Below are 21,876 nucleotides of genomic sequence, written 5' to 3' on the forward strand. Positions count from 1 at the left end.
ATAAGCAGGAGCTGAACTTATTACTTGAATTCAGGGTTAGAAGCCAGTTTTTAATCTAGGCTGATCGAGATACTGTTGTGAATCTAATTGAACTGTTTACCCGCACGTTGGATACCACGCTGCCTGTATTTGCAATGGTATTTGTAGGCCTGGGCCTTAAGCGTTTGAAATGGATAGATAGCGCTTTTGTCTCGACCGCTTCAGCGCTAGTGTTTAAAGCAACGCTCCCCACCCTGATTTTCCTCAGTTTGATAAAAGCCGACTTAAGCGTTGCGCTGGATGTGTCGCTTATGGTGTTTTTTGCCTTGGCAACGCTGGGGCAGTTCTTGCTGAGCTGGGTGTGGGCACACTACCGTGTAGCTTACGAGAATCGCGGCATATACGTTCAAGGCGCCTTTCGCGGTAATTGTGGAGTAGTTGGGCTGGCGCTAGCGGCGGGTATGTATGGTAACTATGGCCTTTCGGCGGGTAGCCTGCTGTTAGGTGTGTTGATTGTACTGTACAACGCACTTTCAGTCGTAGTGCTAGCGTTTTACCAGCCTGGGCAGTCAACGGATTGGCGTAGCTTGCTTAAACACGTGGTGACGAATCCACTGATTGTCTCTGTAATTTTGGCGCTGCCGTTTACCGCGCTCCCGATTCCGCTGCCTACTTGGGTGATCACCTCCGGGGACTATTTTGCCTCGTTAACACTACCGTTGGCACTGATTTGTATTGGTGCGACGCTCTCCATGTCGAGCATGCGCGACAGCAGCCAAGTGGCACTCGGCTCTAGTCTGATGAAGATGGTCACGCTACCAATACTCTCCACTTTGGCGGCCTGGATGGTGGGCTTTTCAGGCGAGCAGTTGGGCTTGCTGTTTCTATTCTTCGCCAGCCCCACCGCCGCCGCCAGCTTTGTAATGGTGAAAGCGATAGGTGGCAATGTGGCTCTAGCCGCCAATATCATCGCCATTACCACCCTGATGGCGAGCGTTACCGTGACGCTGGGCGTCTTCGCACTACGTTTGCTCGGCTGGATATAGACCGAATGGCCCTGCTGAATAGCGCAATGCGGTTGGCCCTGACTAAGCCGACGCGTTATACTACGCGCCCGCTAGTTTAAGACCATGTTTGTCCCTGTAGCTCAGTAGGATAGAGCAGCCGCCTCCTAAGCGGCAGGTCGCAGGTTCGACTCCTGCCAGGGACGCCATATCACTCCCTCTAGTCGCCCCTAGTTACATCCAAAACCGACAAGCATGCGGGATTTGCCCCTGCTAAAATGCCTGTAGTCACTCCACGTTAACTCTGCTTAACCCATGATTTTATGTATGTGTGGGTGTCTGCTAGCGGACATTTCAAGCTGTGGCATGCCTAATGTTGTCACTGTGGCACAAAAACCCCGCTAATGCGGGGCTGAATAATTAAGCAGCCTGACTCATCAAGCTCTCATAAGGGATTCGAAGTCCCTCATGCAGGTTCTTTATCATGCGCAGGCTGAGTTTTCGCTTACGGTTCAGCACCTCTGAAACTCGTCCGCTAGAGCCGATGTATGCTTCAAGATCGCGCGGCGTTAGCCCCTGCTGCTCCATACGGAATTTGATCGCCTCAATAGGATCAGACGGCCCGATAGGAAAGTGTTTGTCCTCGTATTTCTCTATGAGGATTGAGAGCACTTCGATCTCGTCCGCTTCAGGAATGCCTGGCTCAGCAGCCCAAAGCTCCTCAAGGCGAGCAAATGCGCGGTCAAGATCGGCATCGTTATGGATAGGCTGAATGTTCATCATATTGTCTCCGCATCGACTTTATCGTACTGGGCGTGGGTGCCAACGAAACGAACCCAGGCAATTTGCTGCTCATACCGAATGGAGAGTATGACTCGGTACTTGTTGCCGCCGATATTGAAAACAACGCGGCCGCCTTTAAGGATGCTGGCGGTTCCAATATCGGCCTTCAACTGCTGTGGCGTTTCCCAGGATGCTTTGAGCATCATATTGTACCACTCGGTTAATGGGGTCTCGGCGTCGTCATAGCCCTGCTCCCAAAACTCTTTCAGTGTGCGCTTTGCTATGACTCTCATTTTTCCTCCCATTTTGGGATATTGTAGATGCATCCGTTTTGGGAGTAAAGCCTGAGTTTAACTAATAAGTGCAACACCTGAGGTTTGGTATCTCAGCCGCTTTCTTGGTCTACCGTTAAACTTATTGACTTCATTTCGTAGCTCGGCATCGGTCACTCATGAGCGGTACTGGTCGCAAAAATAGGCCTTTGTGGAGACGGTGTTGGCTACTTTCCTGCGCTCGGCAGATTCCGACCCATCATCCAAAGTGCTGCGGTTATTCTATGAATCCAGAAACCAAGGCTAGTAAGATGTAAGATAGCTGTATAGACAAACGGTCTTAATCGAAAAGGAGTTTCATGACGCGTCCTCCCCTCTACCAGCAGATCCGTCAACACCTGTTGGATAAGATTCAGTGTGGCGATTGGCAACTGAATCATCAGATACCTACGGAAGAGCGGCTGGCGAAAGACTTTGGCGTGAGCCGGATGACGGCCAATAAGGCCATCAGGGATTTGGTGCAGCAAGGGTATCTCGTGCGTCAACCCGGTGTCGGCACCTTCGTTACCGACCGTAAGGTTGAGTCCTCTTTGGTGGAAGTATACAACATTGCCGAAGAAGTCCTTTCTCGAGGGCATCAATACAGCAATAAAGTGATCAGCCAAGAGGCGATTGAAGCAGACGATGAAGTGGCGCTGCGGTTAGGCATGAGGCTTGGGAGTCGGGTTTTTCATACCCTCTTGGTGCACTATGAGAATGACATTCCGATTCAGCTTGAGAACCGCTACGTTAACCCACGTTGGGTGCCTGATTATCTTGAAACTGATTTTTCACGCCATACGCCGAATGAGGTGCTGGTCGCTGCTTGCCCCATAACGGATATGGAGCATATCGTTGAGGCGGTGCTGGTGGATGAGCAGACTGCAAAATGGCTAAGTATCGATACCCAGACGCCTTGCTTGAGCATGGTGCGACGTACCTGGTCTGATGAGCATTTGATTAGCTATGCGCGCCTGCTCCACCCTGGCGACCGCTATAAGTTACGCTCCTCCCTGCAACGAAAAACCGCCTAAATCGACGTTAAGAAGCTCAGCAAGGTCGGTTCCTTCGACCTCGTGACTTGTCATTAATGCCAGCATTCAACTGATGAGTGACTGAACCAGGTAGCCCGCGGGCACCGCAAGTAGCAAGCTCAAGGCAGCGCGAATAAGCCACACGATTAGCATGCGGCCTACTGAAAGCGGAATAGTGGTAGAAAGAATGCAGGGGATGGAAGCCGAAAAGAACAGCACGGCGGAGACTGACACCACGCCAGCCGCAAAGCGGGCGACGAATTCGGCCTCGGCCATCAGTAGAGCCGGTAAGAACATTTCCGCCAGTCCAGAAGCAGATGCCTGCGCTAGCGCCGCAGCGTCATCTAGCCCCCAGATGGCGACAAAGGGGTAAAACAACCATCCCAACCATTCAAATAAGGGCGTGTATTTGGCGATGAGAAGCCCGAGCAGGCCTACCGACATGATCGACGGCAGGATGCTGATGGCCATTATCAACCCTTCTTTAAAGTTGAGTGCTACGCTGCGGTGAAGGCTTGGCGCGTTGGCTGCAACCTCCGTGCCTGCTTGCCAGGCAGTGCTTAAGCGCTTCCCCGCGATTGCCTCCGGTTCTCCGTCACGCTTATGGTCATCCATGTTTGCCAGAGGCGGCAGTCGTACCGTGACCGCCGTGACGATGAACGTAATCACCAGGGTGAGCCAGAAGTACAAATTCCAAACGCCCATAAGATCCAGCGTACGCGCCACGATGATCATGAACGTTGCCGACACCGTGGAAAAACCGGTGGCGATGATGGCGGCTTCCCGGGCTGAATACTGTCCCGCTTGATAAACCCGATTGGTAATCAATAGCCCGATCGAGTAACTACCGACAAAAGAAGCAACGGCATCGATTGCCGAGCGCCCAGGGGTTCGCCATATGGGCCGCATGACCGGCTGCACCAGTACGCCAATCAACTCCAGCAATCCATAGCTGATCAGCAGTGCCAGGAAAATAGCGCCAATGGGTACGATTAAACCTACCGGTATCACCAGTTTTTCAAATAAGAAGGGCAGCATATCCGGTTCGTGCAGAAATGCTGGGCCCCAACCCGTTAATGCCATGACGGCAACAACGACACCGATGATTTTCAGCACAGTAAAAATGCTTTCGGTCACTGTTCGCCGCCAATAGCCTTTGAACAGTGGGTAGGCGGCGCCCGCCACGATCATCACTAACGCATAAATGCCGCTGTAATCGCCCATCAAAGAGCGCAGTCCTGTGACCATATGGTCAAGCAGGATAGTGCTTTGCCCACCTATCTCGATGGGAACAAAGAAAATCAGGATACCCAGTGCGCTAGGCACAAACAGCTTAAAGAGGGTGGCAACGCTAGTGCGCTGCTTGGTGGGCGGGTCTATGGGGTGCATGGGTAGGCCTCTCATTGTGTGGTTATCGTTCTGATGACTTGGGCTCGTTTTATGTATATACAATAAGCTAACCCTATACAGCATTTGCGCATAGCACCTAGCAGTAGACATTAGTCTAGTGGGGTGGGCGTTGTAAGCTCTTTTGGTTGATGGTTTTTTATTTCAAGTTATTGTTATTAATAGGTTTTAATTATTTTTCGGAGATTTTTAAGATATTTTCTTGTGCGAGTTTGCTGAGTTCGCAGCTTGACGAAGGAAACAGGTATGGGCTTAATTGTATATACATTATGTTTGCTCCAAGGAGACCTCCATGGCTAATAACAAACAACGCTACATTTGGCGCGATATCAGTCTCTTCGATGGTCTGAAAACATTGCCTAAGCCCATGGCTGTGATTACTCAAGGTGAGCGTGTTGTCACCATGACGCCCATGGATGGCTTCGATGAGTCACAGGCTGAGGGTTGCCATGATATGGGGCGGGGCGGTGTCATGACGCCCGGTTTGGTGGATTGCCATACGCATTTGGTGTTTGGCGGCGCCCGCGCGGACGAGTTCGAGGCGCGTTTGGAAGGTGCCAGTTATGAAGAGATTGCGCGCCGTGGCGGAGGCATTCTGAATACCGTTTTGGCGACGCGGGAAGCGAGTGAGCAAACGCTCTTCAATGCCGCCTTGCCACGTCTTAAAGCGCTGGTTGAGGATGGCGTCACTACGGTCGAGATCAAGTCGGGCTATGGCTTGGACGTGACTAATGAACTGAAGATGCTGAGGGTGGCCCGTCGTCTAGGTGAAGAGTTACCAGTGAGCGTGTTGACGACACTGTTAGGTGCCCATGCCTTGCCGCCGGAGTATGAGAACGATAGCGACGGCTATATCGAACTGGTCTGCAATGAAATGATTCCTGCCGCAGTAGCCGAAGGGTTAGTCGATGCCGTCGATGTCTTTTGTGAAAAAATCGCTTTTTCAGTAGCGCAATGTGAGCGGGTTTTCAAAGCAGCGCAGGCCCATGGCTTACCCATCAAAGCACATGCCGAGCAGCTCTCAAATTTGGGGGGCGCTGCGATGGCAGCCCGCCACGGTGCATTGTCTGCTGACCACATTGAGTATCTTGATGACGCCGGTATTGCCGCCATGCGTGAAGCAGGCAGCGTGGCCGTCATCCTCCCTGGTGCTTTCCACACCTTGCGTGAAACGCAGCAGCCGCCCATTGCGGGGCTGCGCGAAGCGGGCGTGCCGATGGCTGTGGCTACCGACGCTAACCCAGGCAGCTCGCCGATATTTATGCCCACGTTAATGCTCAACCTGGCTTGTACGCTGTTTCGCATGACGCCCCAGGAAGCGTTGGCGGGGATGACCGCCAATGGTGCTGCCGCTTTAGGGTTGAAAGGGCAGGGGCAGCTTCACGAAGGCGCGGTGGCTGATGTGTGTATCTGGGATATTGAGACCCCCGCTGAGCTGGCGTACGCGGTGCATCCAGGCCGCCTACGGCAGCGAGTCTATCAGGGGGAGTTAACTCATGGCCGCTGATAAGCCCATTGATATGTCGCTCTGGCAGGGGCGCACTGATCCTGAACCCGATAGTGACCGCTGGCACCAGCGTATTGAGCCGTTAACCAACAACGCCGCGCCGGGGTGTGCACTGCTGGGCTTCGAAAGTGATGCGGGTGTTGCGCGTAATCAGGGCCGCACCGGCGCTGCTGAAGGCCCTAATGCGTTACGCCGTGCGCTGGCGCCGTTGGCCTGGCATCGCACAGCACCTGCTTACGATGCCGGCAATGTGCGCTGTGTTGATGATGGGTTAGAGGCAGCGCAACAAACGCTTGCTGACCGTCTGACATCATTATTAACCGCTGGTCACCTGCCTATTGTGCTGGGTGGCGGGCATGAAGTGGCCTACGCCAGCTGGCTCGGTCTGGCGCAGTTTTTTATGCCAAAAGGCCCAGGTTCAAAAAACGTTGTTTCGAAAGCGACGCCACCACGGATTGGCATCATCAACTTGGACGCGCACTTCGATTTGCGCGATCCAGCGCATATTCGCTCCTCAGGCACCCCCTTCGCCCAGATTGCCGATAAGTGCCAAGAGTGGGGTTGGTCGTTTCGATACGCCTGCCTGGGGGTAAGCCGCGCTGCGAATACGCGCGCCTTATTTACCCGCGCCGCCGCACTCGGAACATTGGTCCGTGAAGATCGCGAGATCGATGCGCTACGCCTTGATTCTATCGTCAGAGACATGCAGCGCTTCATCGCCAAGTGCGACCACATTTACCTAACCATTGACCTGGATGTACTGCCTGCTGCCGAAGCCCCCGGCGTAAGTGCGCCTGCCGCACGCGGTGTCTCGCTTGCCTTGATTGAGCCGCTGATTGAAGCCGTGCGTGACAGCGGCAAGCTTCGCCTTGCGGACTTGGCAGAGCTTAACCCCAGCCTGGATATCGACAGCCGCACCGCCAGAGCGGCGGCTCGTCTGGTGCATTTGCTGACCTTAGATAGCTGAATTTTGAAAGCTGAATTTAGGGAGCGAGCCCTGGATAACTGACAGGGCGCTTCGTTAGCTCAATCAATAATGAACAGAAACACAAGGAATGACGCCATGCCAATCAACGATAAACGTCACGATGCTTCACGTAAAATCATTGCCCCGACCGGTACTGAGCTCAGTTGTAAAAGCTGGTTGACCGAAGCGCCGCTTCGCATGTTGATGAACAACCTTCATCCGGATGTGGCCGAAAGCCCCGAGGATTTAGTGGTATATGGCGGCATCGGCCGCGCTGCCCGTGACTGGGCGTGCTACGACAAAATCGTCGAAACACTACAGCGTTTGGAAGATACCCAGACGCTGCTAGTGCAGTCTGGTAAACCCGTCGGTGTTTTTGAGACCCATAAGGATGCGCCCCGGGTGCTGATCGCCAACTCCAATCTGGTACCCGCCTGGGCTAACTGGGAGCACTTCAACGAACTGGATCGCAAAGGCCTGATGATGTACGGCCAGATGACGGCGGGCTCTTGGATCTATATCGGCTCCCAGGGCATTGTGCAAGGCACCTATGAAACCTTTGTTGAGGCGGGCCGCCAGCACTACGACGGTGAACTCAAGGGGCGTTGGATTCTGACCGCTGGGCTGGGTGGTATGGGCGGCGCTCAGCCGTTGGCGGCGACGCTGGCCGGTGCCTGTTCGCTGAATATTGAGTGTCGGCAGGCGAGCCTCGACTTCCGCTTGCGTACCCGCTACCTGGATGAACAGGCTGATAACCTTGATGACGCCCTGGCGCGTATTGAGCGCTATACCGCCGAAGGTAAGGCTATTTCTATCGGCCTGTGTGGTAACGCCGCCGATGTTCTGCCGGAACTGGTTAAACGCGGCATCAAACCGGATATGGTCACGGATCAGACCAGCGCCCACGACCCATTACATGGCTACCTGCCTTCCGGCTGGACATGGGAAGAGTACGTAGCGCGCGGCAAGTCTGAGCCTGAAGCCACCGTGAAGGCGGCCAAGCAATCGATGGCGGTGCATGTGCAAGCGATGCTCGACTTCCAGAAGATGGGTGTACCCACGTTTGATTACGGCAATAACATTCGCCAGATGGCAATGGAGGAGGGGGTTGCCAACGCCTTTGATTTTCCGGGTTTTGTGCCTGCCTATATTCGTCCTCTTTTTTGCCAGGGGATCGGTCCCTTCCGCTGGGTGGCGCTCTCTGGGGATCCGGAGGACATTTATAAGACCGACCAGAAGGTCAAAGAACTCATTCCCGACGACCCGCACTTGCACAACTGGCTCGACATGGCGCGCGAGCGGATTAGCTTCCAGGGGTTGCCAGCGCGCATTTGCTGGGTGGGGCTTAAAGACCGTGCCCGCTTGGGGCAGGCCTTCAACGAAATGGTGAAGAACGGCGAGCTAAAAGCACCGATCGTTATTGGTCGCGACCATCTCGATTCGGGTTCTGTTGCCAGCCCCAACCGCGAAACCGAGGCGATGATGGATGGTTCTGACGCCGTTTCCGACTGGCCACTGCTCAACGCGCTGCTAAACACCGCAGGCGGTGCCACATGGGTTTCGCTACATCATGGCGGTGGGGTAGGCATGGGTTACTCCCAGCATTCTGGCGTGGTGATCGTGTGTGACGGCAGCGATGATGCCCACGCCCGCTTAGGCCGTGTGCTGCGCAACGACCCGGGCACCGGCGTGATGCGACACGCCGATGCTGGCTATGACATTGCTAAACGGTGCGCCCAGGAAAACGGTCTTGATTTGCCGATGGTTAAGTAAGACTCCCCTTTAACAACTTCCCTACCTTTGATGTCCCTGGACACATTGATAAGGGGCCGACAGGCAGCATGTCGGCCCCTGATAAAAAAAGCGCTACAACAATAAACTTCAACAGGAAGCATAAAATGTCACTAACAGACAGGAAACAGTTAAAGCGAAGTGTCTTTATACCAGCCTTCGTGATTATTATGTTGGCCGTCCTGATTGGCTTGGTTAATAACGAACTGCTGATCAGCGTTGCTAGGCAGTTATTCTATCTCTCGCTCTCTGACTTTGGTTGGCTTTATCAGTTGTTGGCCATTTCGACGCTTGGCGTTACTGCGTTTATATTCTTTTCCAAGGCTGGCAATATTCGGTTGGGTGGGGCGAACGCTAAGCCTACGTTTTCGTTGGCGGCTACCTTTGCCATGGCGTTAACCGGTGGAATAGCGACTGGGGTGGTTACCTACTCGGTCAATGAGCCCATTATCTACTTGGGCAATGTCTATGGCGAGATCGCCAATCAGTCATTTGAGCCCAACAGTGGTGAAGCGGCGATTTTCGCTCTGGCCAGGAGCTTCCATAACTGGAGCTTTATTCCCTATGCCATGTACTCCATTGTTGGCTTGATGATTGGGTATATGCACTTTAATCGCAAAGAGCGCTTTTCTATCTCTTCAACTCTCTCCCCGCTACTGGGTAGTCGCGAGCGAAGCCCAGTCGTACGCGCCGTGGTCGATATTATTTCAATACTTGCCATCGCACTGGGGCTTGCATCCTCTTTAGGGGCTGGCTTAGCGCTGATTAGCTCTGGCATTGAAGCTGAGTATGGTATCGCATCTAATCCTACTACTTGGCTGATTTTGACGCTGATTATTTCGGCCATTTTCATTACTTCGGCGGTGTCTGGTCTCAAGCGGGGCATTCGATTTTTATCATCAATCAATGCTTATATTTTTTACGCGTTTGTAGCCATTCTGCTGATTATTGGCCCAGTGAGCTACATCCTGAGCCTGTCGGTTACCAGCTTGGGTTACTGGTTCGATAACTTCTTCCTTTGGTCATTTGACACCAAAGAGTCTGGAGGTGAAGCGCTAGTCACATGGTGGACCATGTATGACTGGTCGATCTGGATAGCCTATGCACCTTTGATGGGGCTGTTTCTGGCGAGGATCTCCTATGGTAGAACGCTCCGTGAGTTCCTGGTGATTAACTGGATTCTACCTTCTGTGTTCGGCATCGTTTGGTTCGCAATATGGGGTGGGTCGGCAATTAAGTGGCAGATGGATGGCACCCTCGACCTTGTTAGCGTGGTGACCGAGAACGGTGCGGTATCAGGGCTCTGGGGCTTTCTACAACACCTGCCATTATCCGCTTTGTTAATTCCGCTGGCCATTGTGACGCTGATCATTTCTTTCTCCACTTCTGCTGACTCAATGTCTTCAACCATTGCGACCATCTGCACTAAAGACATGACAGCGGAAGAAGAGGCTCCTCGTAAGCAGAAAATTCTCTGGGGGCTTTCAATTGCGATTATCGCCTATGTGATGGTGGCCTTCGGGGGCGGTGCTCAGGGTGTCGACGGTATTAAGTTCCTGGCGGCAGCGGGAGGTTTTATCGTGCTGTTTCTGTTTACTCTGATTGTGGCTTCTGCGGTGAAGGTTTTCATTATGCAAGGAGCTGGTGAGCCTGCAAATAAGTCAGCTCTTTCCGTTGAGCAGACCGGAGATGCGCATGAGTGAGTTATCTGGGCATCTTGAAATCGGCACTACGCCTCCTGCTTGGCTGGAGGTGGTCAAGGTCGCCCGCCATGGGTATCAGTTATCGCTGTCGCCTCAAGCCTGGGAAAGGGTGAGCTGCGCGCGCGAGGCTGTCGAAAAGATTGCCGCTTCAAGCGTGCCCCATTATGGCATTAATACCGGTTTGGGGGCGCTGTGCGATGTTGTGCTTAAGCAAGATGAGCTGCAGCGTCTTTCACACCACACTTTGATGAGCCATGCCTGTGGTGTTGGTACACCTCTGCGAACGGAACAAGTTCGGGCGATCATATGCTGCGCGGTGATCAACTATAGTCATGGTTACTCTGGTATTAGTCTGGCTGTGCTGGAGGGGCTGATCAAATTGTTGAATGAGCAGGTGACTCCGATCGTGCCCTCGCGCGGCTCGGTGGGTTACCTTACTCACATGGCGCACATTGGGCTGGCTCTGATAGGTCATGGCGATGTTGACTTTCGCGGGCAACGCATGCCTGCCAAGCAAGCGCTGGATGTCATCGGTATGCCGACGGTAACGCTTGGCCCCAAGGATGGTTTGAGCCTCGTTAATGGTACCCCCGCTATGACGGGATTGGCTTGCCTGGCGCTTGCCGATGCCGCCCGCCTATCGGCTTGGGCGGATATTATTGGCGCTATGAGTTTTGAAGCATTGGGTGGGCAAATGAATGCCTTTATGGCTGAGGTGACGGCCCTAAAACGCCACCCAGGGGTTCAGCAAACAGGCGACAACTTACGTCGGCTTCTCGCGGATAGCCCGCACCTCACGCGCCATAAAGGTCAGCGGTTGCAGGATGCGCTGAGTCTGCGCTCAATGCCTCAGGTACATGGAGCCTGTCGAGATCAGTTCGATCACGCATCTCGGCAGGTAGAGAAAGAGCTTCACTCAGCGACCGATAACCCATTAGTCATTCCACATAACGGTGACTATCAAATTGTGTCGCAAGCCAATCCTCACGGTGCTTCGGTGGCGATGGCGTGCGATCTCCTTACCATTGCTGTCTGCGAATGGAGCTCAATCTCCGAGCGGCGCGCTTATCGACTGGTATCACCTCAGGCCAATCAGTTACCGCCTTTCTTGACTGTCGAAAGTGGCGTCAAATCCGGCATGATGATCGCTCACTATTCCGCTGCCTCATTGGTAGCTGATAACAAGCGTTTGGCTCAGCCTGCAGTTACTGACAACTTTGTTACCTCGGGGCTACAGGAAGACCACCTCAGTTTGGGTGAAAGCGCAGCCCTGAAGCTTGATCAGGCCATCGACAATGCTTTCTACGTCCTTGCTATCGAATACCTGTTGGCCGCACAGGCCTTTGATTTGATCGACGGTGAAGACTTCGCCGTGGGTACTTCATTGGCCTGGAAATCACTTCGCGTACTCCTCCCTGCTTATCAGGAAGAGCATGCTCTGCACTTAGATATACAGAAGGTCTACGAACGATTGCGAATTGACCAGGGGCTGGAACAAATTCTGCCTATAGCTCCGAACTTACTGCCTGGAAATTAGACAACACAATTCTGTCGTTTAACATCCAGCTCTCAGCCGCCGTAACGAGGCAGCGGCTGGGGCGCCTGGAATATCAACTGAGAGTGAGTGATAAGGCGATCAAATGAAACATCTCGAAATTCAGCCCGGCAAAATGACCCTTGCCCAAGCCCGCCAGATCCATCAAGCGCATGTGCCTGTTACGTTGCCGGAAAGCGCCAATGCGTATATCCAGCGAAGCGTCGATTGCGTGAACCGGGTCGTTAGTGAAAACCGCACTGTCTATGGCATTAATACGGGATTTGGCTTATTGGCCCAGACCCGCATTGCCAACGAAGACCTTGAATCGTTACAGAGCTCCCTGGTGCTCTCTCATGCCACTGGCGTGGGGGTGGCGATAGATGATGCGCTGGTGCGTTTGATTATGGTGCTTAAAGTCAACAGCCTGGCGAGAGGCTTCTCCGGCATCCGCCGTGAGGTATTGGATGCCCTGGTGGCACTGATCAATGCCGAGGTTTACCCACATATCCCCCTGAAAGGATCGGTGGGCGCTTCAGGTGATTTGGCGCCCCTGGCGCATATGAGTGCCGTGCTGCTAGGTGAGGGCAAAGCCCGCTACAAAGGTGAGTGGATTTCCGCCGAAAAAGCATTGGAAATCGCTGGCCTGGCGCCAATCACACTGGCACCTAAAGAGGGCCTGGCGCTGCTTAATGGCACCCAGGTATCGACCGCTTATGCCCTGCGGGGGCTATTCGACGCCGAAGACCTGTTTGCTGCGGCGACAGTGTGCGGTTCGCTAACCGTAGAAGCCACCTTGGGCTCACGTTCACCCTTCGATGCCCGCATTCATGAAGTGCGTGGTCAGCGCGGCCAAATTGATGCGGCCGCCGCTTACCGCCATCTACTTGGTGAAAAGAGTGCCGTCGGCGACTCCCATGCCAACTGCGATAAAGTCCAGGATCCCTACTCGTTGCGCTGCCAGCCACAGGTGATGGGTGCTGTGTTAACCCAGGTCCGTCAGGCAGCCGAGGTACTCGCGGCGGAAATCAACGCAGTCTCTGATAACCCGCTGGTGTTTGCCGAGCAGGATGACATTATTTCCGGCGGTAATTTTCATGCTGAACCGGTGGCCATGGCCGCTGACAACCTGGCGTTAGCTATCGCCGAAATTGGCTCTCTGGCCGAGCGACGTGTCTCCTTAATGATGGACAAACACATGTCGCAGCTACCGCCATTTCTGGTCGAAAACGGCGGGGTCAATTCCGGGTTTATGATTGCCCAGGTCACCGCCGCGGCGCTGGCGAGTGAAAACAAGGCCTTGGCGCACCCGCATAGTGTCGACAGCCTGCCAACCTCGGCTAACCAGGAAGACCATGTCTCCATGGCGCCTGCCGCCGGTAAACGGTTATGGGAAATGGCGGAGAATGTGTGCGGCATTTTAGCCATCGAATGGCTGGGGGCGTGCCAAGGGTTGGACATGCGCCAGGGCTTGTCCACCTCCCAGCCGCTAGAACAAGCCAGGCAACTGCTACGTGCCCAGGTCAGCCACTACACACAGGATCGCTTCTTCGCGCCGGATATCGAAGCCGCTAGTGAATTGATTCGCGAGCGTACGCTAACCCCACTGGCTCACCCGCATACATTGCCAAGCCAAGTTTAAGGCATTGCATGCTTCCCTGTGGCGCTAGCCTGTGACGACTCTAGGCCATAGGGAACGCACTATTTACCCTCTAACAACAAAGTAGGTTTTTCATGAATGCTATCGTTCTGGCTATCCTAGTGATGGTCGGCTTGAGTCTTGCTCGCGTTTCAGTTGTGTTTGCCCTTATCGTCGCCACGTTGGTCGGTGGGTTATATGCAGGTATGCCTATTGGAGAGATCCTTGACGCCTTTAATGAGGGGCTGGGTAATGGCGCCACCATCGCGCTCTCTTATGCGGTGTTAGGGGCCTTTGCCGTCGCTTTATCCCGTTCTGGTATCACCGAGCTGCTGGCCAGCCGGGCCATAAGGCGCTTTCAGCTAGATGAGTCTGGCGGTAGCCGCCGCACGGTTACCTATACGCTACTGGCGGCGCTGTTAGCCGCGGCAATCAGCTCGCAGAACTTAATTCCTGTCCATATTGCTTTTATTCCAGTGCTGGTGCCGCCGCTGCTAAAGCTGATGAACCACCTGAAGCTTGACCGGCGACTGGTGGCTTGCGTGATTACCTTCGGTATCACGGCGCCGTATATGTTGCGGGGCTATGGGCGGGCTTTGGGTGAATTGGGGTCATGCGAAATCATGCGGATTTGTGCGTTTTCAAAAGGCAAGTAGAGTTAATGAGTCTCAAGCTAGGCCATGGGCTGACCGATAGCTAAGAAAAACATTGCTTATAAGGCTTGCTGGTAACGGCGGGTTCCTGCTAGAGGCGACGTGGTATGGCCTAAAGTCTCAAGTGGTTGGCTTGTGCAGACGCACTGAGATGGTGAATACCGCTTAAATATAATGAAGCAAGATAGTGGTGCTCGAGGAGTAATATTTAGCTTGTAACCTTTGATTTGCGAGGCATTAGCCACCGTTTTGGGGCAGAGAAGCAATGTCACTGCTTTATCATAGAAGCATGCATGACTTCCGATTCAGCTTTTAAGAGAGAGCTAGGTATACTGCGTGGTATATTGAAATTTCTGTATTTTCATTAAATACTTTAAAATCATTCGTTTATGTGTTATTTTTCTCCTGAAAGGGACGCCAATTAACTTAGCCGATTAGGCAGGCTTTTAAGTTTTATATTTCGCGATTTTGCTTTCGACCTCACAGGCGATCCACAGTGAAAGCTCACTGAAAGCTGTAGACGTCTCCGATATGAATACTCTGTATTAACTATTTTTTAGAGCTGATCAACCATTTAATGGCTTAACGTCTTTGCAACTCTTCTAGCTGCTTATGCAGAATAATGTCCAGTATGTCGTTATCAGATCAAAATTTCTGACTAACACTATGAACAAAAACGAGATGGGCCGGGAGAAAATGCTTTGAAGAAGACGATCGCTCCGCTGGCAATATCAGGGGATACTCGCGTCAGCCCTCGTAGGTATCTTCACTCACAAAATTGTCTCGTCCGTTATGGTATTTACGCCTTTCTTCTGTTGCTGGGTTTTCTCCCGACAACTGCCGCCCAGTCGGATCCATTAAGGTTGGGTCAAGATATTCCGTATAGCGTACTGACAGATCCTCAAGGGAAACTCTCTCTCGAACAGGCCGTAGAGCAGCTCCAAGGACAGGCTTCGACGGAGCGGACTACTTTCTCTCGTGGCTACGTACGCGATACCTTCTGGCTTCGGTTTGAGTTATCGGAAACCATTTTCGCAGGTCAGCCGCGCTGGTTGGAGTTGGGGCCGAATTTTGTCGATGACATCCGCCTGTTCTATCGCCCAAAAAATTCCGACCAGCCTTGGCACTTCAAGCAAACGGGCGACCTGCTGCTCGGGCGATCGGATATTGACTACCGTAACCCGGTGTTCGTGCTTCCTCCTCTAGATAACGGGCAGAGTTACGAAGCGATCATTCGGGTACAAAGCAGTAGCACTACCATTCTGAAAGCGAGCCTATGGCAGCCGGCCGAGTTCCTACGCTATGCGAGCCGTACCACGGCCTTCTGGAGTTTCTACTTTGGCCTTGCCGCTATCTCCACCCTGCTTGCCGTTATACTGTCCATCGTACTAGGTGGCCGTCTGCTTTGGTCAGTTACTACCTTTTCTATCACCTACCTGTTTGTTGCCAGTATTCAGGGATATCTGAATTGGTTATTACCGGATATGGGCGTGCCGCTTCAGCATTATCTGACCAGCATATTAACGCTCACCTCGTATATCGCGTTGCTTTGGCTATGCGTTGAAACTGTCAATATGAAACAGCATCTGCCCTGGGCCTATAAGATCATGATGGCCTGTTGCGGGTTGACGTTATTATTGTTGATCCTCATCCCCCTGAATCGGTACGACCTGGCTGTTAAAATACAGGCGTTGTTTTACCTGCCTACCTCCATTACGTTCATTATCTCGGTGTTGTTTGTATGGCATCTGGAAAGCTATCGCATATCAACCTTGCTGCTAGGCCTGAGCCCCTTGATATGCATCGCTGCCAGCATGTTCGGGTTGTTTACAGCGTTCGGCTGGATTCCCTTCAGGCCTGAACTCTACGTCATCTGGCAATATGCGCTGATCGTGAATATGCTGCTGGTCATGGCGATTGCGGTATATCGCATCAGAGAAAAGAAGCTGGAGGAGTATGAAAAACGCCAGTTGGCCAGCGAACTCAAGGCAGAACGTGATGCCAGTTTTCATCAGCGTCAATTCATGGGCATGGTCTCACACGAATTCAGAACGCCACTGGCGATCATCTCGGGTAGTCTCGAGAACCTTCGCTATCTAGAGCACGATAACAGTGACCGAACGCCGCGCTACAACAAGATCCAGCGGGCCACTGAACGGCTCGTACAACTGACTGACAACTGCCTGGCTGATGCCAGGCTGGCCGCCAAAAACCTCTACTTGGACCCACAACCGGCCAACCTGTTCGAGCTGATTGATTCTTCAGCGGCCCTGGTACAGCTGTCGGATGTTCACCAGCTCATCATGACCATAGAGGGCAAGCCGGCCAGTCAGGCTCCCGCACTGGAGTGGACTGTTATAGTAGATGCCGCACTGATTAGAATTGCGCTTTCGAATGTGATTGATAATGCCGTTAAATATTCGGCAGGCGGCGCTATTCACATAGACTGCAGCCAAAAGGATGGCCGCCCCATTGTCAGTATTTTTGACAAGGGGTCAGGAATCAATGAGCAGGATGCCAAGCAGATTTTTGATCGCTATCGCCGCGGAACACAAAGCAAACGAGGAGCGGGACTCGGTCTCTATGTAGCTCGTCAGATTGCCCGCGCCCACGACGGTGACCTACAGCTACACAGTAGCTCACCGGAAGGCAGCTGTTTCGTCTTTCTCTTTTAACAAAAAATATGGGAGTCAGTAAGTTAATGACATCCAGAGAACCCACTATCGCCATCATTGAAGACAGCAGCGACCTCCGAGAGGAGCTGATTTTCTTTCTTCAACACCGAGGTTACAACGTTTGGGGGGCAGACAGTGCAGAGAGTTTCTGGAAAAAACTGCACCGCAGCCCGGCGGATATTGTGCTGGTGGATCTTGGTTTACCCGGCGAAGATGGTTTCAGCGTGGTCGAATACCTGGCCGACCTAGGTAATTTCGGCATGATTATCGTCACAGCCCGCGGCCAGCAGTCCGACAAGCTTCGCGGCCTGAATCTGGGTGCCGACCTGTATCTGGTCAAGCCCATTAATTTTTCTGAGCTGGCAACGACCCTACAAACGCTTTGGCAGCGAATGCAGCATGAGCAAGTAAGTGCGGGAGTAGCGCATCCGCGAGAACACGACGGCGCTGAATGGCGCCTGGTTTCGGGCCATCAGTGCCTTGAGACACCCAATGGTAAAACCGTCCAGCTTTCCCCCCAGGAATATAAACTGCTGAGTGTACTTGGCCGCTCACCCAGCGAGATTTTTGCCAAAGAAGCACTGCTGGACCTTATGTTTCAATACGACGAAACGCCAGAGCTCCATCGTATTGATGTCATCCTGAGCCGGCTGCGTAAAAAAGCCAGGCAGCACGATATCTCCCTGCCGATTCGCTCCATTTTTGGTAAAGGCCTGGTCTTTGTTGGGCAGATCACAGAATAAATATCAGAAATAAGCGCCACACTGAGAGAGTTGAGAGGTTTGAGACTGACAACTATCAGCGATATCACGCACATTAGCCTAGGGAAAAAAACAAACTGGGGGTGCGGGGATGAATCGGGTTTATCAAGTGGTATGGAATCGAAGTAAAGGGGTGTGGCAGGCCGCCTCAGAGCTTAGTCATTCGAATCAGAATTCATCAAGTGGTTCTGGAGGTGTCGTAGGGTCGCTGAAAGCCATATCCGCAGGCACTCTATTCCTGATGGCTCTGCCTCTGCACGCTGCTGGCCTGCCTTCTGGGGGAGCTGTCGTTGGTGGTCAGGGTAGTATCAGTGGCTCGGGTAACACCCTCACCATCGAACAGAATAGCCAGAACATAGCCATCAACTGGCAAGATTTTTCTATTGCCGAAGGCCATGCCGTCAACTTCGTCCAGCCTAATGCCCAGGCCGCCGCACTCAACCGGGTGACGGGTAATAATGTTTCTGATATTCGCGGTGCTCTCAACGCTAACGGCCGCGTATTCCTGGTCAACCCTAATGGCGTGATGTTCAGTTCTACCGCCCGAGTGGATGTTGGTTCACTGGTCGCCTCCACGCTGGATATTTCCACTGAAGACTTCATGGCTGGCAACTACCACTTCGAGGGAGCCAGCGCCAACGCCATCGTTAACCAGGGCAATATCGCCACCGCGGAAGGCGGTGTCGTCGCGATGATTGCCGCTGAAATCATCAACACCGGCAACATCACCACGCCCCAGGGCAGCACGCTGATGGGCGCTGGCAGCAAGGTCACACTGGACCTCGGCGGCCCAGTTAAAATTGAAGTCGAGGAAGCGCTGCTCGACACCTATATTGAACAGGGCGGCGTCATTCGCGCTGACGGCGGCCTCGTTTACCTCACCGCCAAGGCAGCCGGTGAGTTGGCCTCTAGTGTTATCAACCACACCGGCGTCACCGAAGCGCGCACCCTCGCTACAGGTGAAGATGGCCGCATCATGCTGATGGGCGATATGGACAGCGGCCAGGTGCAGGTGGCGGGTACGCTGGATGCCAGCGCACCGAAGGGCGGCGATGGCGGGTTTATCGAGACCAGTTCAGCCAACGTCAGCATTCTTGATGAAGCCACTGTGACCACCAAAGCGGATAACGGTGAAACCGGCGAGTGGTTGATTGATCCGAACGACTACACTATCGCCGCTAACGGCGGGGACATTACTGGTGCGCAACTCGGGATCAATTTAGCAGATACCAACGTTACCATTAAAAGTGTTGATGGCGGGAATACCGATGGCAATGGCGATATTTTTGTTAACGACGAAGTAACGTGGTCAAGCGGTAATACCCTCACACTGAATGCCATCCGCAATATCGAAATCAATTCAGCCATTGATGCCAGTGGCGGGGCTGGTGGCAAACTGGCACTGGAGTATGGGCAGGGTGCGGTTAATGCCGATAACACTGCGAGCTACAATATTAACGCTCCGGTCAACCTGCGAGCCGGTCAAAACTTCAGCACTAAGCTTGGAAAAGATGTAGATGGTATCGATTACACCGTCATTACTGATTTGGGCGCGGAGGGCTCAACTAACGGTACTGACCTGCAAGGCATGAATGGTGATTTATCAAAGAATTATGCGCTGGGATCCCATATTGATGCGAGTGTAACCACTAATTGGAACAGTGGCAGTGGCTGGACACCTATTGGTAGTAATAGCGTGTTTACCGGAAATTTTGACGGTCTAGGTCATAGTATTTCAAATCTTTTTTACTTCGACAAAAGCGCTCATGGTCGAGCAGGTCTGTTTTCATACGCACAAGGTGGCAGCATAAAAAATGTTGGCATCTTGGATGCAAATATAACTGGATATAACCAACTAGGAATTTTGGTTGGCGAAGCTCACACTTTAGCGATAGAAAAAACCCATGTTACTGGCAGTGTTACCGGTAATAGAGAAATCGGCACCCTTGTAGGCAAAGCAACATTTCTTGATGTGAATAATTCATATTCTACTGCAAATATTAATGGTGATGGTGATTATGCCATCAGTGGTTTAGTTGGGTACTGGTATAAAGGAAGTCTTGTAGATTCATATATGTCAGGTGAAGTAACTGGTACCAATGGACAGCTTTCAGGGCTATTTAAGTCATTTAGAAATGAATCCGTTGATAACTATCCTACTGTTACAAACTCTTATTACGACACCGACACCAATGCAGGAGTGATGGTAGACAGTGCAACCTATGGAAAAACCAAAGCTGAAATAATTGAAACCACCAATAACCATTGGGACACTAGTATCTGGGCAACTTCAATATCAGGTGCCGACTATGCAGGCTATGCAATAGGCACTATTGATCTTCCTGTAATTAAAGCCATATACAAACCCACTGAAACCCTTTTTGAGGGAGGGATGGGCGTAGAAGGTGATGCTTACACCATCGCCAACTGGGACCAGCTACAAAACATCAACTATAACGCGGATGTCTTAGCTGGTGATTATCATTTCGACTTAGCCAATGACTTAGACACAAATACCTTTGGTTACAACGAACAAGCCAGCGCAAGTGCCAATAATGGTGCCGGTTGGACACCGATTGGCAACCACGCTAATCAATTTACCGGCACCTTTGATGGCAATAACCATTCACTTTCAGGTTTAGCCATTAATCGACCTGATACAGATTATGTGGGCCTTTTTGGCTACACCCAAGTTGCAACCATCAAAAACCTTGGGGTTAACGATGCTGATATTAACGGCAATGGTTATGTAGGTATTTTGGCTGGCCAAACTAATGCCGCCACCCTTCAGAATGTTCATTCATCAGGTAGTGTTACTGCGCAATCAACAAGGGCTGGTGGGTTGGTCGGTTTTGCGAATAGTGCCTCAAGCGTTGATCAATCCTACAGCACAGCAAATGTCATCGGTACTAATGCAGTGGGTGGATTGATCGGCGCAAGTGGTTACGATGGTTCTGGTGGATCAACGTTATCTGAAGTTTATGCCACGGGTGATGTTAAGGGTACGGGAGTGGCGGTTGGCGGGTTAGCTGGTGAAAGCAGTGGCAGCATTGAAAATGCTTACGCCACCGGTAACGTTGAAGGAGATAGATTTGTTGGTGGTCTAGTTGGCCTGAATAGCTATGGCACGATTAAATCCTCCTACGCTGCCGGAAGCGCTACCGGTGCTACTGATATAGGGGGGCTAGTAGGTGAGCATGTTGGAACAGAAGAGGTGACCAATAGTTTTTATGCCACCACTGATGCCGATGACAACGCCATCAATCAGACCAACGACTCCGGCCTCGGCGAAGGCAAGACTTGGGCCGAGCTAATGGACCCCGACAAAGGTGACGGTAACACCGGCGGCGACAATACCGGTGGCGGTGATAGCGGCGACGACAATACCGGTGGCGGTGATAGCGGCGACGACAATACCGGCGGTGGTGATAGCGGCGATGACAATACCGGTGGTGGTGATAGCGGCGACGACAATACCGGTGGTGGTGATAGCGGCGACGACAATACCGGCGGTGGAGATAGTGGCGACGGCAATACCGGCGGTGGAGATAGCGGCGACGACAATACCGGTGGTGGTGATAGCGGCGACGACAATACCGGCGGTGGAGATAGTGGCGACGGCAATACCGGCGGTGGAGATAGCGGCGATGACGATACCGGTGGTGGTGATAGCGGCGATGACGATACCGGCGGCGGTGATAGCGTCGACGACAATAGCGGCGGTGGAGATAGCGGCGATGACGATACCGGTGGTGGTGATAGCGGCGATGACGATACCGGCGGTGGCAATAGCGACGGTGGCAACACTAATAGTGGCAATCAGGCCTTACGCGCGATCGCTGCGGTGCAGCAGCTAAGTTCTGGTCTGAGGGGGGAGAGTAGGCCTGGCGCGGGTTTTGACAACGATGCCATACAGTTTGCCATGAACTCCAGCGTTCCTTCATCCAATCAACGCCAGGAAAACCAACGATTATCGGGCGGACTGGAATTGGTTGATACCGAAGAAGCAACCATTACTGAGCAAAACAGCAAGCGTGATCAATCAGGTCTTCTTCCAGTGTTCGTGGTGGATGGCGGCTTATATCTGAACAATTCGCAAAATTCCGACGAACAATAACTGAGATTGGA

The 21,876-nt window shown here is 52.6% G+C and carries 14 protein-coding genes, 1 tRNA gene and 1 pseudogene; 13 read left to right on the forward strand and 3 right to left on the reverse strand.

Translation table 11 applies throughout. The annotated features are described in order from the left end of the window. The first annotated feature begins 77 nt into the window (after nt 1-77). Both ACUVOF_RS13890 and ACUVOF_RS13895 read left to right on the forward strand, forming a co-directional pair. Nucleotides 78-1,025, forward strand: a complete 948-nt coding sequence (locus ACUVOF_RS13890; RefSeq protein WP_447044933.1) for an AEC family transporter — start codon at nt 78-80, stop codon at nt 1,023-1,025. 90 nt (nt 1,026-1,115) lie between these two features. After that, a tRNA-Arg gene (locus tag ACUVOF_RS13895) sits at nt 1,116-1,192 on the forward strand. 211 nt (nt 1,193-1,403) lie between these two features. Here ACUVOF_RS13895 and ACUVOF_RS13900 read toward each other — a convergent pair. After that, nucleotides 1,404-1,766, reverse strand: coding sequence for a helix-turn-helix domain-containing protein (locus ACUVOF_RS13900; RefSeq protein WP_447044934.1), 363 nt, complete (start codon nt 1,764-1,766; stop codon nt 1,404-1,406). Further along, a complete protein-coding gene (locus ACUVOF_RS13905; protein WP_447044935.1) occupies nt 1,763-2,059 on the reverse strand; it encodes a type II toxin-antitoxin system HigB family toxin in 297 nt (98 codons plus the stop codon). Before ACUVOF_RS13905 ends, ACUVOF_RS13900 begins: the two co-directional genes overlap by 4 nt. Before the next feature lie 338 nt (nt 2,060-2,397). Here ACUVOF_RS13905 and hutC point away from each other — a divergent pair, with 338 nt between their 5' ends. Continuing rightward, nucleotides 2,398-3,111 (forward strand): histidine utilization repressor, encoded by a 714-nt coding sequence (gene hutC, locus ACUVOF_RS13910; protein ID WP_447044936.1) that lies wholly within the window; start codon nt 2,398-2,400, stop codon nt 3,109-3,111. Between the two features lie 66 nt (nt 3,112-3,177). On the opposite strand, the gene ACUVOF_RS13915 is transcribed toward hutC, so the two are convergent. Then, nucleotides 3,178-4,500, reverse strand: a complete 1,323-nt coding sequence (locus tag ACUVOF_RS13915; RefSeq protein WP_447044937.1) for a YjiH family protein — start codon at nt 4,498-4,500, stop codon at nt 3,178-3,180. 310 nt (nt 4,501-4,810) lie between these two features. Between ACUVOF_RS13915 and hutI the strand changes: the two genes are divergently transcribed. The 10 genes and pseudogenes from hutI to ACUVOF_RS13965 all read left to right on the forward strand — a co-directional run bounded on the left by hutI (nt 4,811) and on the right by ACUVOF_RS13965 (nt 21,865). Continuing rightward, nucleotides 4,811-6,025, forward strand: coding sequence for an imidazolonepropionase (hutI, locus tag ACUVOF_RS13920; RefSeq protein WP_447044938.1), 1,215 nt, complete (start codon nt 4,811-4,813; stop codon nt 6,023-6,025). Then, a complete protein-coding gene (gene hutG, locus ACUVOF_RS13925) occupies nt 6,015-6,992 on the forward strand; it encodes a formimidoylglutamase (RefSeq protein ID WP_447044939.1) in 978 nt (325 codons plus the stop codon). The genes hutI and hutG overlap by 11 nt, the downstream gene beginning before the upstream one ends. 96 nt (nt 6,993-7,088) lie before the next feature. Beyond that, on the forward strand, nt 7,089-8,765 hold the full coding sequence (gene hutU / locus ACUVOF_RS13930) for a urocanate hydratase (RefSeq protein WP_447044940.1): 1,677 nt from the start codon (nt 7,089-7,091) through the stop codon (nt 8,763-8,765). A 125-nt stretch (nt 8,766-8,890) separates the two neighbouring features. After that, the gene (locus ACUVOF_RS13935; protein WP_447044941.1) at nt 8,891-10,486 is read left to right on the forward strand and encodes a BCCT family transporter; all 1,596 of its coding nucleotides are present in this window, start codon (nt 8,891-8,893) and stop codon (nt 10,484-10,486) included. Further along, nucleotides 10,479-12,023, forward strand: coding sequence for an HAL/PAL/TAL family ammonia-lyase (locus ACUVOF_RS13940; protein ID WP_447044942.1), 1,545 nt, complete (start codon nt 10,479-10,481; stop codon nt 12,021-12,023). The genes ACUVOF_RS13935 and ACUVOF_RS13940 overlap by 8 nt, the downstream gene beginning before the upstream one ends. A gap of 103 nt (nt 12,024-12,126) precedes the next feature. After that, entirely contained in the window at nt 12,127-13,662 is a 1,536-nt protein-coding gene (gene hutH / locus ACUVOF_RS13945) for a histidine ammonia-lyase (protein WP_447044943.1), read from the forward strand. 92 nt (nt 13,663-13,754) lie between these two features. Continuing rightward, nucleotides 13,755-14,249, forward strand: a pseudogene (locus ACUVOF_RS13950) (sodium:proton antiporter); the annotation flags it as partial. Nucleotides 14,250-15,013: 764 nt separating this feature from the next. Further along, a complete protein-coding gene (locus ACUVOF_RS13955; RefSeq protein WP_447044944.1) occupies nt 15,014-16,987 on the forward strand; it encodes an ATP-binding protein in 1,974 nt (657 codons plus the stop codon). A gap of 26 nt (nt 16,988-17,013) precedes the next feature. After that, on the forward strand, nt 17,014-17,730 hold the full coding sequence (locus ACUVOF_RS13960; protein ID WP_447044945.1) for a response regulator transcription factor: 717 nt from the start codon (nt 17,014-17,016) through the stop codon (nt 17,728-17,730). Between the two features lie 109 nt (nt 17,731-17,839). Next, complete coding sequence (locus ACUVOF_RS13965; RefSeq protein WP_447044946.1) at nt 17,840-21,865, forward strand: two-partner secretion domain-containing protein; 4,026 nt, start codon at nt 17,840-17,842, stop codon at nt 21,863-21,865. The last annotated feature ends 11 nt before the right edge of the window (nt 21,866-21,876 follow it).

This window comes from Vreelandella sp. H-I2, from assembly GCF_052959335.1.

Bases quoted from the DNA above. Each gene is read 5' to 3' on its own strand.
- ACUVOF_RS13900 (WP_447044934.1), bottom strand. From the start codon at position 1,766: ATGATGAACATTCAGCCTATCCATAACGATGCCGATCTTGACCGCGCA.
- ACUVOF_RS13905 (WP_447044935.1), bottom strand. From the start codon at position 2,059: ATGAGAGTCATAGCAAAGCGCACACTGAAAGAGTTTTGGGAGCAGGGC.
- hutC (WP_447044936.1), top strand. From the start codon at position 2,398: ATGACGCGTCCTCCCCTCTACCAGCAGATCCGTCAACACCTGTTGGAT.
- ACUVOF_RS13915 (WP_447044937.1), bottom strand. From the start codon at position 4,500: ATGCACCCCATAGACCCGCCCACCAAGCAGCGCACTAGCGTTGCCACC.
- hutI (WP_447044938.1), top strand. From the start codon at position 4,811: ATGGCTAATAACAAACAACGCTACATTTGGCGCGATATCAGTCTCTTC.
- hutG (WP_447044939.1), top strand. From the start codon at position 6,015: ATGGCCGCTGATAAGCCCATTGATATGTCGCTCTGGCAGGGGCGCACT.
- hutU (WP_447044940.1), top strand. From the start codon at position 7,089: ATGCCAATCAACGATAAACGTCACGATGCTTCACGTAAAATCATTGCC.
- ACUVOF_RS13935 (WP_447044941.1), top strand. From the start codon at position 8,891: ATGTCACTAACAGACAGGAAACAGTTAAAGCGAAGTGTCTTTATACCA.
- ACUVOF_RS13940 (WP_447044942.1), top strand. From the start codon at position 10,479: ATGAGTGAGTTATCTGGGCATCTTGAAATCGGCACTACGCCTCCTGCT.
- hutH (WP_447044943.1), top strand. From the start codon at position 12,127: ATGAAACATCTCGAAATTCAGCCCGGCAAAATGACCCTTGCCCAAGCC.
- ACUVOF_RS13960 (WP_447044945.1), top strand. From the start codon at position 17,014: ATGACATCCAGAGAACCCACTATCGCCATCATTGAAGACAGCAGCGAC.
- ACUVOF_RS13965 (WP_447044946.1), top strand. From the start codon at position 17,840: ATGAATCGGGTTTATCAAGTGGTATGGAATCGAAGTAAAGGGGTGTGG.